Origin of the sequence: Cupriavidus sp. SK-4, from assembly GCF_000611125.1 — a bacterium.
Lineage (GTDB): Bacteria > Pseudomonadota > Gammaproteobacteria > Burkholderiales > Burkholderiaceae > Cupriavidus > Cupriavidus necator.
The window spans coordinates 40,489-54,671 of sequence record NZ_JFJW01000090.1; the positions used below are offsets into that span (position 1 = coordinate 40,489).

General features: G+C 67.3%; 12 protein-coding genes and 1 pseudogene. 3 read left to right on the plus strand and 10 right to left on the minus strand.

Annotated elements, in window-relative coordinates; translation table 11 throughout:
* Nucleotides 1-23: 23 nt before the first annotated feature.
* Both groL and groES read right to left on the minus strand, forming a co-directional pair.
* Nucleotides 24-1,667 carry a chaperonin GroEL gene (gene groL / locus CF68_RS19615; protein ID WP_035821930.1) on the minus strand — a complete coding sequence of 548 codons (1,644 nt, stop codon included), beginning with the start codon at nt 1,665-1,667 and terminating at the stop codon, nt 24-26.
* Between the two features lie 45 nt (nt 1,668-1,712).
* A complete protein-coding gene (gene groES / locus CF68_RS19620) occupies nt 1,713-2,003 on the minus strand; it encodes a co-chaperone GroES (RefSeq protein ID WP_010813047.1) in 291 nt (96 codons plus the stop codon).
* A 398-nt stretch (nt 2,004-2,401) separates the two neighbouring features.
* Here groES and CF68_RS19625 point away from each other — a divergent pair, with 398 nt between their 5' ends.
* A complete protein-coding gene (locus CF68_RS19625) occupies nt 2,402-2,821 on the plus strand; it encodes a hypothetical protein (protein ID WP_035821932.1) in 420 nt (139 codons plus the stop codon).
* A 179-nt stretch (nt 2,822-3,000) separates the two neighbouring features.
* Nucleotides 3,001-4,542: a transglycosylase SLT domain-containing protein gene (locus CF68_RS19630; protein WP_035821934.1), complete on the plus strand. Its 1,542-nt coding sequence runs from the start codon at nt 3,001-3,003 to the stop codon at nt 4,540-4,542.
* 67 nt (nt 4,543-4,609) lie between these two features.
* Here the strand turns inward: CF68_RS19630 and CF68_RS19635 are convergent, their stop codons facing one another.
* The 8 genes and pseudogenes from CF68_RS19635 to CF68_RS19670 form a co-directional block, all read right to left on the minus strand.
* Nucleotides 4,610-4,897, minus strand: coding sequence for a hypothetical protein (locus tag CF68_RS19635; RefSeq protein ID WP_035821936.1), 288 nt, complete (start codon nt 4,895-4,897; stop codon nt 4,610-4,612).
* 175 nt (nt 4,898-5,072) lie between these two features.
* Nucleotides 5,073-5,534: a hypothetical protein gene (locus CF68_RS19640; RefSeq protein WP_035821938.1), complete on the minus strand. Its 462-nt coding sequence runs from the start codon at nt 5,532-5,534 to the stop codon at nt 5,073-5,075.
* Nucleotides 5,531-6,358, minus strand: a complete 828-nt coding sequence (locus CF68_RS19645; RefSeq protein WP_051591600.1) for an FAD:protein FMN transferase — start codon at nt 6,356-6,358, stop codon at nt 5,531-5,533. Before CF68_RS19645 ends, CF68_RS19640 begins: the two co-directional genes overlap by 4 nt.
* A 5-nt stretch (nt 6,359-6,363) precedes the next feature.
* A pseudogene (locus CF68_RS19650) lies at nt 6,364-6,920 on the minus strand (FMN-binding protein).
* 8 nt (nt 6,921-6,928) lie between these two features.
* Complete coding sequence (locus CF68_RS19655) at nt 6,929-8,356, minus strand: porin (protein WP_035821940.1); 1,428 nt, start codon at nt 8,354-8,356, stop codon at nt 6,929-6,931.
* Between the two features lie 35 nt (nt 8,357-8,391).
* Nucleotides 8,392-9,783 (minus strand): cytochrome-c peroxidase, encoded by a 1,392-nt coding sequence (locus CF68_RS19660; RefSeq protein WP_304413120.1) that lies wholly within the window; start codon nt 9,781-9,783, stop codon nt 8,392-8,394.
* A 237-nt stretch (nt 9,784-10,020) separates the two neighbouring features.
* Complete coding sequence (locus tag CF68_RS19665; protein WP_035821942.1) at nt 10,021-12,279, minus strand: xanthine dehydrogenase family protein molybdopterin-binding subunit; 2,259 nt, start codon at nt 12,277-12,279, stop codon at nt 10,021-10,023.
* A gap of 16 nt (nt 12,280-12,295) precedes the next feature.
* Nucleotides 12,296-12,760, minus strand: a complete 465-nt coding sequence (locus CF68_RS19670; protein ID WP_010813052.1) for a (2Fe-2S)-binding protein — start codon at nt 12,758-12,760, stop codon at nt 12,296-12,298.
* Nucleotides 12,761-13,087: 327 nt separating this feature from the next.
* Between CF68_RS19670 and CF68_RS19675 the strand changes: the two genes are divergently transcribed.
* Nucleotides 13,088-14,176, plus strand: coding sequence for an acyltransferase (locus CF68_RS19675; RefSeq protein ID WP_035821945.1), 1,089 nt, complete (start codon nt 13,088-13,090; stop codon nt 14,174-14,176).
* The last annotated feature ends 7 nt before the right edge of the window (nt 14,177-14,183 follow it).

The window sequence follows — 14,183 nt, forward strand, 5'->3', positions numbered from 1 at the left end:
AAGGGCAGTCGGTCGGCAATGAATTACATCATGCCTTCCATGCCGCCCATGCCGCCCATGCCGCCCGGCATTGCCGGAGCCGATTCTTCCTTCGGCGATTCGGCAACTGCGCAGTCCGTGGTCAGCATCAGCGAAGCCACCGAAGCGGCGTTCTGCAGTGCGGTGCGGGTGACCTTGGTCGGGTCCAGCACGCCCATTTCCACCAGGTCGCCGTACTCGCCCGAAGCCGCGTTGTAGCCGTAGTTGCCCTTGCCTTCGATAACCTTGGCAACGACCACCGAAGCTTCTTCACCGGCGTTCAGCACGATCTGGCGCAGCGGCTCTTCCATGGCGCGCAGCACGATCTTGATACCGGCGTTCTGGTCGGCGTTTTCGCCGGTCAGTGCCGAGATCGCAGCGCGGGCACGCAGCAGGGCCACACCACCGCCGGGGACGATGCCTTCTTCCACCGCAGCGCGGGTGGCGTGCAGGGCGTCTTCCACGCGGGCCTTCTTTTCCTTCATTTCGACTTCGGTGGCAGCGCCAACCTTGATCACGGCAACACCGCCGGCCAGCTTGGCCACGCGCTCTTGCAGCTTCTCACGGTCGTAGTCCGAGGTCGCTTCTTCGATCTGGGCGCGGATTTGCTTGACGCGGCCTTCGATCGCAGCTGCGTCGCCGGCGCCGTCGATGATGATGGTGTTTTCCTTGCCGATCTCGATGCGCTTGGCCTGGCCCAGGTCGTTCAGGCCAGCCTTTTCCAGCGTCAGGCCGATTTCTTCAGCGATGACAGTGCCACCGGTCAGGATGGCGATGTCTTCCAGCATGGCCTTGCGGCGGTCGCCGAAGCCCGGGGCCTTGACGGCGGCGGTCTTCAGGATGCCACGGATGTTGTTGACCACCAGGGTCGCCAGGGCTTCGCCCTCGACGTCTTCAGCGATGATCAGCAGCGGGCGGCCGGCCTTGGCCACTTGCTCCAGCACCGGCAGCAGGTCGCGGATGTTCGAGACCTTCTTGTCGAACAGCAGCACGAACGGGCTGTCCAGCTGGACAACTTGCTTTTCCGGGTTGTTGATGAAGTACGGCGACAGGTAGCCGCGGTCGAACTGCATGCCTTCCACGACTTCCAGCTCGTCGGCCAGCGACTTGCCGTCTTCAACCGTGATCACGCCTTCCTTGCCGACCTTGTCCATGGCTTCGGCAATGCGCTCACCGATGGAGGTGTCGCTGTTGGCCGAGATCGCGCCAACCTGGGCGATTTCCTTGCTGGTGGTGGTGGGCTTGCTGACCTTCTTCAGCTCTTCCACGGCGGCGGCAACAGCCTTGTCGATGCCGCGCTTCAGGTCCATCGGGTTCATGCCGGCGGCAACGAACTTCATGCCTTCGCGCACGATCGACTGGGCCAGCACGGTTGCGGTGGTGGTACCGTCACCGGCGTTGTCGCTGGTCTTGGAAGCAACTTCCTTGACCATCTGGGCGCCCATGTTCTGCAGCTTGTCCTTCAGCTCGATTTCCTTGGCCACGGACACGCCGTCCTTGGTCACGGTCGGGCCGCCGAAGCTGCGCTCCAGCACCACGTTGCGGCCCTTCGGGCCCAGGGTCACCTTGACTGCGTTGGCGAGGATGTTCACGCCTTCGACCATCTTGGCACGTGCGGCGTCGCCGAACACTACGTCTTTAGCTGCCATTCTTGAATCTCCTGAAATCTGTACGGGTGGCGGTCAGTTGGTGAATTACTTGTTCACCACGGCCATGATGTCTTCTTCGCGCATGACCAGCAGTTCCTGGCCTTCCACCTTCACGGCTTGGCCGGCGTACTTGCCGAACAGCACGCGGTCACCGACCTTGACGTCGAGGGCGATGTTGTTGCCCTTGTCATCCTTCTTGCCAGGACCGATTGCCAGCACTTCGCCTTGATCGGGCTTCTCGGCAGCGTTGTCGGGAATCACGATACCGGACGCGGTCTTGGTTTCGTTGTCCAGACGCTTCACGATCACGCGGTCGTGCAAAGGACGCAGATTCATACGGACTCCTAGATACAAAGTGAGTTTTTGATCACAAATCGGCCGGCTACCGAGGCGACGGCCGTCAGAAATGTTCAGGTGTCGCAGGAGGCTGTTAGCACTCACCCCTGACGAGTGCTAATTATAGGGACGGGGTAGGGGCATTTCAAGACGCGGGGGTGATGCGGGTTTTCCCGAGGGGCGGTTGATGCCTTGCGCGGCATGGGCTCCCGGCCGGCAACGACCCGCCTGTAGGAATAATCCCGGCACCCATTCGGGCGTGTGCCTGACAGCGCAACGTGGTGCCGCTACCTAGACTGGGCTTGTCGCCGCGCGCCCGTCTTGGCCGGATGTACGGCGTACGCCGCGCCGAGCGCTTCCGTTGCCGGCGCCTCCGACAGCGACTCTGGAGGTATTCCATGGATACGAAACAGCCCGCTCGCCTTACCCGAATCGCCAGCGTGATTGCCGCAGGCCTGGCTGGCCTCAGCTGCGCTGCTGCCATTGCCCAGACAACCGCCACCCCCGCTACCCCGGCCACGCCGGCAACCCCTGCTGCCCAGGGCATGCCCGCGACCCCGGCGATGCCGGCAACCTCTGCCACGCCGGCAAGCGGCCAGGGCGTGCCGCCCGGCATGACCCAGGTCGAACCGCCGAAGGACCCGCTGGTGGAACGCCGCGAGGCGCGCCAGAAGGCCGCCGCCGAGTACAAGGCCAAGAAGAAGGCGGCCAAGGGTGAGTACAAGGAAGAAGTCGGCGCTGCCAAGCAGGAGCGCAAGGTAGAGAACAAGGCAGCCGATGCAACGGCCAAGCAGGAAATGGCCGCACCAAAGCAATAGCGCCAGCCTTTGCACGACGGGTGGCCGGGATCAACCGGCCACCTGCTTTTTGCCAGACATACCCCTCCCGTTTGCCCTTCGGCAGCATCCAGACCCTGGCGGCTTGCAAGAGGCAGAATCGCGCCTAGACTCGATACGAGCGAGTCGCGCGCCTTTCTGCCCGGCTTGCCATCTGCGCCATGTCCGCCGCCCACCCATGCCACTGGTTTGCAGGCCTTCTCCTGTCCGGCCTGGTGGGCGCACTCAGCCTGTGCAGCACGTTTGCCGTAGCGCAGCAGAAGCCGGCGCCGGCGTCCGCGCCCGTTGCTGCCCCCGCGGCGAAAGCCGCAACCGGCAAGGCAGATGCCGCCAAACCGCGCGGCCTCAACCTGGCCAACAAGCCGCGCACGGGCGACTTCGACGTGATGGTCAACAGCCGCGTCATCCGCGTGCTGGTGCCTTACAGCCGCACCCTCTACTTCAGCGACAAAGGCCACGAGCGCGGAATTACCGCAGAACTGGTGCGGGAATTCGAGCGCTACCTGAACAAGACCTACGCCAGTCGACTGGGCAAGCGCCCGCTCACCATCATCATCATCCCCACCACGCGCGACCGCCTGCTGCCCGACCTGGCGGCGGGCCTGGGCGATATTGCCGCCGGCAACCTCACCGAGACCGAGGCACGGCTGAAGCTGGTCGACTTTGCCGCGCCGCGCGACCGCAAGCCAGTGCGCGAGCTGATCGTGACCGGCCCGAAGTCGCCGGCGCTGAAGAGCCTGGACGACCTGGCGGGCAAGACCGTCCATGTGCGCCGCGCGAGCAGCTACTACGATAGCCTGACTGCACTGAACAACCGCCTGCGCCAGTCCAGCAAGGCGCCGATGCAGCTGGTGCTGCTGCCCGACGCGCTTGAAGACGAAGACGTGCTCGAGATGGTGAATGCGGGCCTGCTGGAGATCGTCGTGGTCGACGACTGGAAGGCCGCAATGTGGGCGCAGATCCTGCCTGATATCAAGGTGCGCCAGGACCTGGCGGTGCGCGAAGGCGGCTATGTCGGCTGGGCGTTCCGCAAGGACAGCCCGCAGTTGCGGCAAGTGATCGATGATTTCTATGTCAACCACGTCAGGAAGCACGGCGTGGCGGAATACCTGCTCAAGCAAACCATGCGCCGGGTCAAGCAGATCAAGAACAACACCGACGACGCGGAATACAAGCGCTTCCAGCAGACCGTTGCCTTCTTCGAGAAGTACGGCAAGGACTATGGCTTCGATCCGCTGATGCTGGCAGCACAAGGGTTCCAGGAATCCCAGCTCAACCAGAAGGCGCGCAGCCGCGTGGGCGCGGTCGGCATCATGCAGATCATGCCCGCCACCGGCAAGGAACTGAACGTGGGCAATATCCAGATGGTGGAGTCCAACATCCACGCCGGCGCCAAGTACATGGACCGGCTGATGTCGAAGTATTTCCCCGATGCGCACTTCTCGGAATCAGCGCGGCCGCTGTTCGCCTTTGCCAGCTACAACGCCGGGCCCGGCAATATCGCGAAGATGCGCAAGGAGGCTGCGGCGCGCGGGCTTGACCCCGACAAATGGTTCAACAATGTCGAGATCGTGGTGGCCGAGAAGATCGGCATCGAAACCACCACCTATGTGCGCAATATCTACAAGTACTACGCGGCCTACCGGCTCACGCAGGACCGGGAGGCCGCGCGTGAGCGGGCACTGAAGGAAGTCCGGAAGTAGCCAGCCGCTGGCGGGACGGCGGTGGAGGCGGGCCGCCGCAGCTTGCTGCCCGGCCACGTCGCATGGATCAGTCGGCCAGTCCGCTGGCGTCGATATAGCCCAGCGCCTCGGTCACGGCGCGGCGCGCCTTTAGCACGTAGCAAACGCGGCGCTCCTGGATCGACAGCGCCAGCACATCGGCCTGCACCAGCTCCAGGAATACATGGCTGGCGCGCGCCAGGCTCAGCCGTGCAACCTGCGCCAGGTCAGTGGCCGGCAGGCCCGCCTCGCCGGCATCCAGCAGCGCCCGGCAGATCCGGATTCGCGCGGGCTCGGTCATCAGCGCAAGGGTCAGCGTACTTTCCTGGGTCTCCATGGTCACACCTCGGTCTCCGGGCTCGCCCCCGGTCCGCGAAATGCGGCGGCCGGGCGGTGCTGGCGTAGTTTTCTTCCGCGCAGTTCTTCCCGCGCAGTTTTCCCCGTTCTACGCCGCTCACCGCGCAAACGCAATAGGGTGCAGCCACGCCTTGCGCGACACTGGTGCGATATTCCTACAGGCCCGAACCCCGCCGTCCCTCCCGGCGCCCCGCGCGCCGATGCACGACAAACAGCCACGCCGCCGCCAGCCCACTGCCCCAATGCAGACCATCGCTGACGCTGCGCAGCGTTTCGCCATTGAAGTAATACAGCCCATACCCGGTCGCCACCGTCACTGCCGTCGCCGCCGCAAACATGCCACCGGCAAGGCGGTTGTGTCGCCGCAGCCAGGCCGCGCGCATATGCGTGGGCCAGAGCGTGCCGAGCAGGAACAGCGCGGCGAAGGCGGCAGCGCCGTGCAGCTTCATGCTCCACGCCGTCCAGCCGAGCCACTGTGCCGGATCGGCATGCGCGGCACGCAAGGCCAGCGTCGGCAAGGCGGAGCCGAGCAGCAGCGCAGATACGACATAGAGCGCGAGACGGCGGCGCCGGCCGCGGCGGAAGGCGGGCGTGCGCGGATTGGCTGCCCTGGTCATGCCGGCCCCCGTCCACCGCTGCGGTACAGCAGCGCGCATGCACCGTGACGCGACAGCAATGGATGCTCCGGCGCAGCGTCAACCAGCACGACCTTGGCCAGCGCATCGGCCAGCATGCATTGCGGCGCGAGCACCGTGGCGCCGGCGCCGGGCAGCAGGCGCAGGCCGGTGCGGCGGTCGACGATGAGGGAGGCGGTGAGCCGCCCCGGCCCCAGCCCGCCGCTGGCGGAGCTGGCGAGCGCGGCGTTGTCCAGCAGCATGCGCCGCGCCACCCGCCTGGGGCACGCCGGCTCGCGCAACCAGACCGGCACCGGATCGCGTCCGACATGGCGCAGGTCGCCGCCGGCGTTGACCACCGCGCGCGCCAGCCCGAAGCCCCGCAGTGCTTCGATGGCGAGATCCACTGCATAGCCCTTGGCGATACCGCCCAGATCCAGCCGCAGCACCCGCTGCTTGCGCACCGCGTCGCCTTCGATATGCCATGCAGCGCCACCGTTGGCCGCTGCCGGAGCGCTGCCGCATTCGCAATCGAAGGCACCGCCGCTATCGCGCTGCAGCGCCGCGGCGCACGTGAGCACCGCGAGCGTGTGCGGGTCCAGCGGCACGGGCACGTCCACTGGCGCGTGGTTCAGGCGGTACAGGTCGCTGCCGGGTTCGTGCGGGCTCATCAGCCGGTGGACCTGCGCCAGCGCCGCAAACGCGGCGCTCAGCGCGGCCTCGGCCTGCGTGCCGCTGGCCGCCTGCACGCGCACCTCTGCCAGCGTGCCGAGCAACGGGCGCGCGCGGCGGTACTCGCAAGCAAAGGGACTGTCGTTGAGGCGCACGCCGATCACCCTAACCTGCCGGCCAACGCGAGCTGCGCCATCACGGCGATGCGCCGGATGCCGTCGGTCAGGTGGGTGCAGGACAGGGTGGCACCGCTGACGATGGCGATATCGTCCCCCGCGCGCAGTGCTGCCGCCGCGTTCTTGCCGGCGAACTGGCTGCGCCAGGGCTTGCCCCGGACCTCATAGCCATGGCTACCAGGATCTCCACCTGGGCGATGGTGCCGAACGGATCCAGCGCCACGGCGTAATCGATCAAATCGAATTTGCCGATCACCGCGTCGGTCACGACGTAGCCGAGCACCTTGTGGCCCTGCCGCGCCTGCCACACGCGCCACGCGCCGGCACGGGCCGGGCCGCCGGCGCGCTCGGCAAGCTGGCTCAGTTGCGCGGCGTCGAGCGCCACCATCACCGGCCGGAATTCGCTGGCCTGCGGGAACATCAGCGCGCACGCCTGCGCGGCGTCGAGGTACTCGGTGGCATGCACCGCCGTCACGACAAAGCCGGCGGAGGCGGTGGCGGCCGCGCACACCAGCATCGTGGGAATGGTCCGGTATCGCATGGCGCTGCTCAGAAGGTGATGCCCAGACCCAGGTCGAGCCGGTTGAAGTCGCGGTTCTCGCGGAACCATTGGTAGTCGACCTTGAACACCACGTTCGGGTTCAGGTAGTAATTCATGCCCACGGCCCACACGCTGTCATAGGGTCGCGGCCAGTAGCCGAACACCGTGCCGGTTCCGTCGACCGGCAGCGGCTGGGTCGGGTACGGCGAAAAACCCGGCGCAATGCCCTCGTACTTCGCGCCCATGTTGTAGCGCTCGTAGCGCACGAACGGCGCCGCGCGCGACTTGCCCTTCTGCCAGGCGGTGTAGGCGCCCTGCACATACCAGCCGTAGAAGGCGGCCGGCATGGGGTTGGGCGTGCCCGGATACTGCGCGTTGACCGCGGCGGTATTGCTAATGGTGCCGCGCGCATACAGCGCCGACAGGTCCCACCGGCCCGGCGTCCAGCGGCCATGTGTCTCCCACAGCGTGGTGCGCTGTGTACCCGCGCCCGCGGCGGGATTGGCGTTGCCGGTAAAGACCGAGCCGCCGAGCTGCAAGCCGGGCACGCCGCGGTAGTTCAGCGAGATGTATTGCGACAGGTTTTTGGCATAGGCCAGGCTCATTTCCTGATGGCCGGCCTGCATTGGCGCGATGCCGCTGTTCTGAAGGTCCAGCGCCGAGTTGTACGGGGCGGTCTCGGGCGTGAAGTTCCATTTCGACAGGTCCAGCCCGGTGGTCAGGCCGACGTTCCAGTCGAGCCCGAAATCGGTATTGCCATGCAGCGCCAGTCCGCCCTCGCGCCAGGTCGACGGGATCACCAGCGTCTCGACGAAATTGAGGTGCACGCCGTAGTACGAGGTCGGTTCGTGCTTCTCGTTGAGCAGGCCAACGGGCATCAGGAACAGGCCGGCGGTGACGCCAATCTTGTTGCTGAGCATATGGTCGACATAGAACTGCTCGACTTCGAACTCGCCGTTGTCGTCCGACGAGGTGATGGCGTGCTCGACCTCGAACTCGGAGGCAAAGTGGGTCTTGTCGTCAAAGCGATAGCCCAGGCCGAACACGGCGCGGCCCAGGTCGGCGCGGGTGTCGTTGGTATTGCGGGTGGGGCGTGAGTAGCCCAGTTCGCCGTAGCCGAACACGCTCAGGTTGTCGAGCGGCGAGGGCCTCTGCACGGCCTGCCCGACGCTGGCCTGCGCGGTCTGCAACTGCGAGACCTGACTGGCCTGCTCGGCTTGCTGCGCGGCCTGTGCCTGCTGCTGGCCGGCCAGCGTGGCCTGCTGCGACTGCATCGCCCGCAGTTCGGCCTGCAGCGCAGCGAGCTGGCCGGATATGTCGTCGATCTTGCGCTGCAGTTGCTGCGCGGTTGCCGGCGCTGCGGTGGCGGTGGCGGTGGCGGGCGTGGCGGCGCCGGCGCACAGCACGTGTGCGGCCGCGATCACGGATTTCCTCATGGTGTTTCCTCTCCCTTGAAAACCTTCAGCGCGGCTCAGCGGCGCAGCCTGGCGTAGCGCGCCGGGCCCGCCAGCGTGGCGGCAACGCTCGCCTCGGTGGCGTTGCATTGCGACGGCACGCGATAGGCGGACGGATTGGCGGGATCGAAGCCATCGGTCAGCGTGCACAGGAAGCGCACCACGTCGGCAATCTCGCGGTTGCTCAGCGTGGGGGCCAGCCCCGGGATGTAGGGCACCTCGGTCACGTTGACGCCGGCGGCGTAGACCGTGGGCAGGTCGTTGTAGGGGATGTCGGGCGAGCCGTCGGGTCTGACGTACCAGCGCGCCTGCATGGTGTCGCGCGTGACGTACCACGCCACCGCTTCCTCCAGCGTATCGAACACGCCGTTGTGAAAATACGGCGCGGTCAGCGCGATATTGCGCAGCGTCGGCACCTTGAATGCGCCGCACAGGCTGGTGCGGCTGGCCAGGTCGGTACGCAGCGGTCCGCACAGGCCCATGTCGTAGTAGTCGTGCCAGGGCTGGCCCAGGCCGGTGCCGTTGTGCGGCACGTACTCGAGCGTATTGCCGTCGATATTGGCGGCAATCCTCCAGTTGCGCGGCAGGCCGACATTGTCGTAGGTGAAATCGGTGAACAGCGCGGGGGTGCTGCCAGTGGGCGTGCTCACATGGCAGGCCGTGCAGTTGCCCTTGGCCGGGTTGTTGAACAGCGCCAGGCCGTTGAGCTCGGCCTGCGTCAGCTGCGCGCGGCCCTGCAGGTAGGCGTCGTACTTGCTGGAGAAGGCATGGAAGGAGCGGTCCTCGCTCTGGTATTGCGCCAGCGCCTGACCGATCTGGTGCAGCGTTGTGGTGCCATCGGTGGCCGCGTCCGGGCCGAACACGGCCTTGAATTCGTCGAGGTAGGGCCGCGTCAGCAGCCGCGACAGGACTTCATCGGCCGAGGCATTGGCCATCTCGAAGCTCGTCAGGAACGGCATCTCCGCCTGCTGCGCCAGCGACGCTGCGCGACCGTCGCGGAAGAAGCCGCCGAAAGGCGCGCCGTCCTTGTCGAAGCCGAACGGGGGCGTGAACTGTACGTAGGCGAGCGACGGCGCGTTGCGCAGGCCGGCGAAGTCCATGCCGGGCCCGCCGAAAGGCACCGCCAGGTCGTCATCGGCGGCGTAGGCACGCTCCCGGACATGGCAGGTGGCGCAGGACTGCTGGCCCGAGGCGGACAGCGCGGTATCGAAGAAGATCTTCTCGCCGAGCTGCCCCATCGGCGAGAGTTGATTGCCGGCGGGCGCAGGGTCGGGATCGCCCTCGCTGCAGCCCCCGCTGCATCCGGCCAACAACGCCAGCGCCATGACGATGACGATTGCCGCAATCAGCCGGAGACTGCCGCGCGCGCTGGCCAGGCCGCCGCGTGCCGCGATGCTGTCGTGGTACATCCGTATTCCCTGTCGTGCGCTCAACACGAGCACAAGAATACGAATGATTCGCGTTAGATTCTGTGCTTCAGATCAAAGTGTGGGAGTGGGGATTCAGCTGAACGAGACTTTGTCTGCGCGCTGGACGCAAGCTGCCATCCCTTGTGAACGAAGCAGCGAGCCGACGCATATGCTCCCCTCTCCCGCTAGCGGGAGAGGGGAGCAAACCTGCAGCATGCAGGATTTGCCATCACCGCATCACGCCATCACAAACGGCAACTGCCGCTGCCTCTTCCCCGTCAGCGTGAACAGCGCATTGGCCACTGCCGGCGCGATTGGCGGCACGCCCGGCTCGCCCAGGCCGGTGGGGTTCTCCTGCGAGGGCACGAAGAACACGTCCACCACCGGCGCATCGGTGATGCGCGGCGGCGGGAAGTCCGTAAAGTTGCTGTTCTTCACGGCGCCGTTCTCGATCTCGATGGCAAACCCCGGCTTGGTCATGGCCAGCCCGAACACGCAGGCACCCTGGATCTGGGCCTCGGCCGACATCGGGTTGACCACGCGGTTGGCATGCACGCCGGCGGTGACGCGATGCACGCGCGGCTCGCCCTTCACCACCGAGACGTCGACCACATACGCCACCACGGTGTTGAACGACTCATGCACGGCCACGCCCCAGGCATGGCCCTTGGGCAGCTTGCGCTTGCCGTAGCCGGACTTGTCCACCGCCAGCTGCAGCGCGGCGCGGTGGCGCGCGTGCTTCTTCGCGTCGAGCCGGGCCAGGCGGAATGCCACGGGGTCCTGCTTCGAGGCCGCGGCCATTTCATCGGCCAGCGTTTCCTTGACGAAGGCGGTGTGCGTATTGCCCACGGAGCGCCACCACAGCACCGGCACGTCCACCTGCGGGTGGTGCACCGACATCTGCAGGGGCAGGTCATAGTCATTCTCGACGATGCCCTCGGTCATGGTGGCGTCGACGCCGTTCTTGACCATGAAGGGCTCGAACGGCGTGCCCTTCAGGATCGACTGGCCGACGATGGTGTGCTGCCAGCCCACCACCTTGCCCTGCGCATCCAGCCCGATGCGGGCGCGGTGCAGGTGCAGGGGGCGGTAGTAGCCGCCGCGGATATCATCCTCGCGGCTCCACACCACCTTGAGCGGCTCGGTGTGGCCGGCGGCCACCCAGGCCTTGAGCACGTTGGCCGCCTCAACGATGTAGTCCGAGGTCGGCACCGCGCGCCGGCCGAAGCCGCCGCCGGCCATCATGGTGTTGAGCACCACCTTGTCCGGCGCCAGCCCCAGCGTGCGCGCCACCGCGGCCTGGTCGACGGTCTGGAACTGCGAGCCCACCCAGACCTTGACCGACTGCACCTTGCCGCCGGCCACTTCCGGCTGCAGCGTGCAGTTCAGCGGCTCCATCGGCGCGTGCGCCAGGTACGGGAAGCGGAAATCGGCCTCGATCTTGCGCGCGGCACCGTTGATGGCCGAGCCGATATCCCCGCTCCCCGCGCGCGCCACCATGCCGGGCTGGCCGGCCAGCTTTGCGTATTCATCGAAGAGCGCCTGCGACGACACCTTCGAGCCCGCGTCTTCCCACTGGATGTCGAGCGCGTCGCGGCCCATCTTGGCCGGCCAGTAGCCGCTGGCAATCACGGCCACGCCGCTGCCGCCGCGGTCAACCGGCACCTGCAGCACGCCGCGCACGCCCTGCACCGCGCGCGCCTTGTCGGCGCTGAAGCTCTTGACCTTGCCGCCAAAGCGCGGCGGGCGCGCCACCACGGCCACCACCATGCCTTTCAGGTGCGTGTCGATGCCGAACGGCGTGGTCGCGTCCATCTTGCCGCGCGCATCCAGCCGCGGCGTGGGCTTGCCGACGATGCGGAACTGCGACGGGTCTTTCAGCGTAACCCGCTGCGGCACGGGCAGCTCCATCGCCGCCGGCGCCAGTTCGCCGAAGGTGGCCCGGTGGCTGCCGGACGTGACCACGCCCTGCTCCACCTTGCAGCTGGCCGGATCGACCTTCCATTGCTGCGCGGCCGCCGCCACCAGCATCGCGCGGGCGCGCGCGCCCAGTTCGCGGTACTGCTGGAACGAGTGGTTCAGCGCGGTGGAGCCGCCGGTCATCTGCATGCCGAAGCCAGGGTCCTTGTACGGATCGCCGGCCGGCGCCAGCGTGGCGCGCACGTTGCGCCAGTCGGCGTCCAGCTCTTCGGCCAGCGCCATCGGCAATGCGGTGTGCACGCCCTGGCCGAATTCGAGCCGGTTCACGGCCACGGTCACGGTGTTGTCCGGCGCGATGATCAGGAATGCCTGCGGCGCCGGCGGCGGCGCCTTGGGCTTGGCGCCCTCCTGTGCCTGCGCCAGCGGGGCCACGCCCAGCGCCAGGCCGCTGCCGGCGAGGCCGGTCAGCTTCAGGAAACTGCGGCGGTCCAGCGTGGCCACGCCGGTGTTCGGGCGCGCTTCGCCGCTATTGCCGGCCTGGCCGCCTGCCAGGGCTTCGATGCCTCGGATACGCATATTGGTGTCCTCCCGCTCAGGCCAGCGCACGGGCGGCGTCTTTGATCGCCGCGCGGATGCGCTGGTACGTGCCGCAGCGGCACAGGTTGCCGGCCATGGCCTGGTCGATGTCGGCGTCGGTGGGCCGCGGCTTGGTGCGCAGCAGGCCGATGGCGCTCATCACCTGGCCGTTCTGGCAGTAGCCGCATTGCGCCACGTCGTGCTTGAGCCAGGCGTCCATCACGGCGCGCCCGACCTTGTCAGTGCCGATGCCTTCGATGGTGGTGATGCGCGCGCCGGCAGCGGCGGATACCGGCGTCACGCAGCTGCGCGTAGCCTGGCCGTTGACGTGCACGGTGCAGGCACCGCATGCGGCCATGCCGCAGCCGAACTTGGTGCCGGTCATTTCAAGGTTGTCACGCAGCGCCCACAGCAGCGGCGTGGACGGGTCCACGTCGACTTCACGGGTCTTGCCGTTGACGTTGATATTGAGGGTGGTCATGGGGGGACACTCCTTGGGTACGTTGCCCGCTGGTTCTTTCCAGTGCCCCGCCGGGCGCGGTGCGGCGCGCGGGCACTGCCCATGCGCCGCAGCCTGGCGCAAAGGACAAATGAGGATAGTGCAATTTCGGTCACCTTGCCGGACACCGTGCGCACTACCCTGCCCCCGAAGCCGTTTTGCACGAACTTTGGGCATGTGGCGGCTGTCCCTCATGAATCCCTTCGCTTTCCGATTTCTGTCGCCGCAACAGTGCCATCGACTATTCCAGAACACACTTATTCCGGCGCCTCCGCGGTACCGGTCCCGCGCGCCACCGCTGCCACGCGCGTGCCGGCGGCCCAGTCCCCGTCAGTGGCGCGGCTCGACAGCATCCAGGCCCTGCGCGGGCTGGCCGCCGCGTTCGTGGTGGTCTACCACTCCGGCCTGGCGCTGGGCGGCGCCGATGCGCCGGCGCTCAACTGGCTGACCGACAACGTGATCAAGCGCGGCCATGTCGGCGTGGACGTCTTCTTTGTCATCAGCGGCTTCATCATCGCCTGGGTCGCGGTGCTGGCCCGGCCCCAGCCTGAGCGCCCGCTCAGCTTCATGATCCGGCGCTGCTGCCGGCTGGCGCCGCCGTACTGGATCATGTCGGCCATCCATGCGCTGCTGCTCAATCCGGTCACGCCGGCGGTATTCGCGGCGTCGCTGGCCTTCCTGCCGACTGCCACCGACCACGCGCCGTACTATGGCTACCCGGCGCTGTACGTGGGCTGGTCGCTCAACTATGAGCTGGCGTTCTACGCCGCCTTCGCGCTCGGCCTGCTGCTGGCCGGGCGGCGCGCGCTGCTGGTGCTGCTGGGGGTCTTCGCGTCGACCACGCTGGTGCTGCCGTGGTGGCGCTTCGGCGCGCTGGCGGCCGATCCGGCGCAGGGCTACCCGTTCGCCACGCCGTGGCTGGCCATGGCCAGCAATCCGCTGGTGCTGGAATTCCTGCTGGGCTGCGGACTGGCATGGGCCTATGCGCGCTGGCGCCACCTGCTGACGCCGGCCATCGCCGTGGGCATGCTGGCAACCGGTTGCGCCGCGTTCGCGCTGTCGCTGCCGCTGGTCGGGCCCGACTTCAGCCTGGCCGGACGCGGGCTGCCCGCGGCGGCGCTGCTGGCCGGCGCCGTGGCGGCCGAGCACGCCGGCGTGCTGCGCGTGCCGCGCGCACTGGTCTGGCTGGGCGAGCTGTCGTATGCGCTGTACCTGACGCACCCCACCGTGATCGAGGGCGTCAAGCGCCTGATGCCCGAACTGGCGCCCGGCCAGACCGCGCTGCAGCTGCTGCGCTTTGTCATCGATGCCGGCCTAGCGCTGGCGCTGGCCCTGCTGCTGCACCGCTGGGTGGAGCTGCCCGGCATCGCCGCCGGCCGGCGGCTGGCGCGGCGCTGACGCGCGC

Excerpts from the sequence above, each read along its gene's own strand:
- groL (WP_035821930.1), bottom strand. The coding sequence starts at position 1,667 with ATGGCAGCTAAAGACGTAGTGTTCGGCGACGCCGCACGTGCCAAGATG.
- groES (WP_010813047.1), bottom strand. The coding sequence starts at position 2,003 with ATGAATCTGCGTCCTTTGCACGACCGCGTGATCGTGAAGCGTCTGGAC.
- CF68_RS19625 (WP_035821932.1), top strand. The coding sequence starts at position 2,402 with ATGGATACGAAACAGCCCGCTCGCCTTACCCGAATCGCCAGCGTGATT.
- CF68_RS19630 (WP_035821934.1), top strand. The coding sequence starts at position 3,001 with ATGTCCGCCGCCCACCCATGCCACTGGTTTGCAGGCCTTCTCCTGTCC.
- CF68_RS19635 (WP_035821936.1), bottom strand. The coding sequence starts at position 4,897 with ATGGAGACCCAGGAAAGTACGCTGACCCTTGCGCTGATGACCGAGCCC.
- CF68_RS19640 (WP_035821938.1), bottom strand. The coding sequence starts at position 5,534 with ATGACCAGGGCAGCCAATCCGCGCACGCCCGCCTTCCGCCGCGGCCGG.
- CF68_RS19655 (WP_035821940.1), bottom strand. The coding sequence starts at position 8,356 with ATGAGGAAATCCGTGATCGCGGCCGCACACGTGCTGTGCGCCGGCGCC.
- CF68_RS19660 (WP_304413120.1), bottom strand. The coding sequence starts at position 9,783 with ATGTACCACGACAGCATCGCGGCACGCGGCGGCCTGGCCAGCGCGCGC.
- CF68_RS19665 (WP_035821942.1), bottom strand. The coding sequence starts at position 12,279 with ATGCGTATCCGAGGCATCGAAGCCCTGGCAGGCGGCCAGGCCGGCAAT.
- CF68_RS19670 (WP_010813052.1), bottom strand. The coding sequence starts at position 12,760 with ATGACCACCCTCAATATCAACGTCAACGGCAAGACCCGTGAAGTCGAC.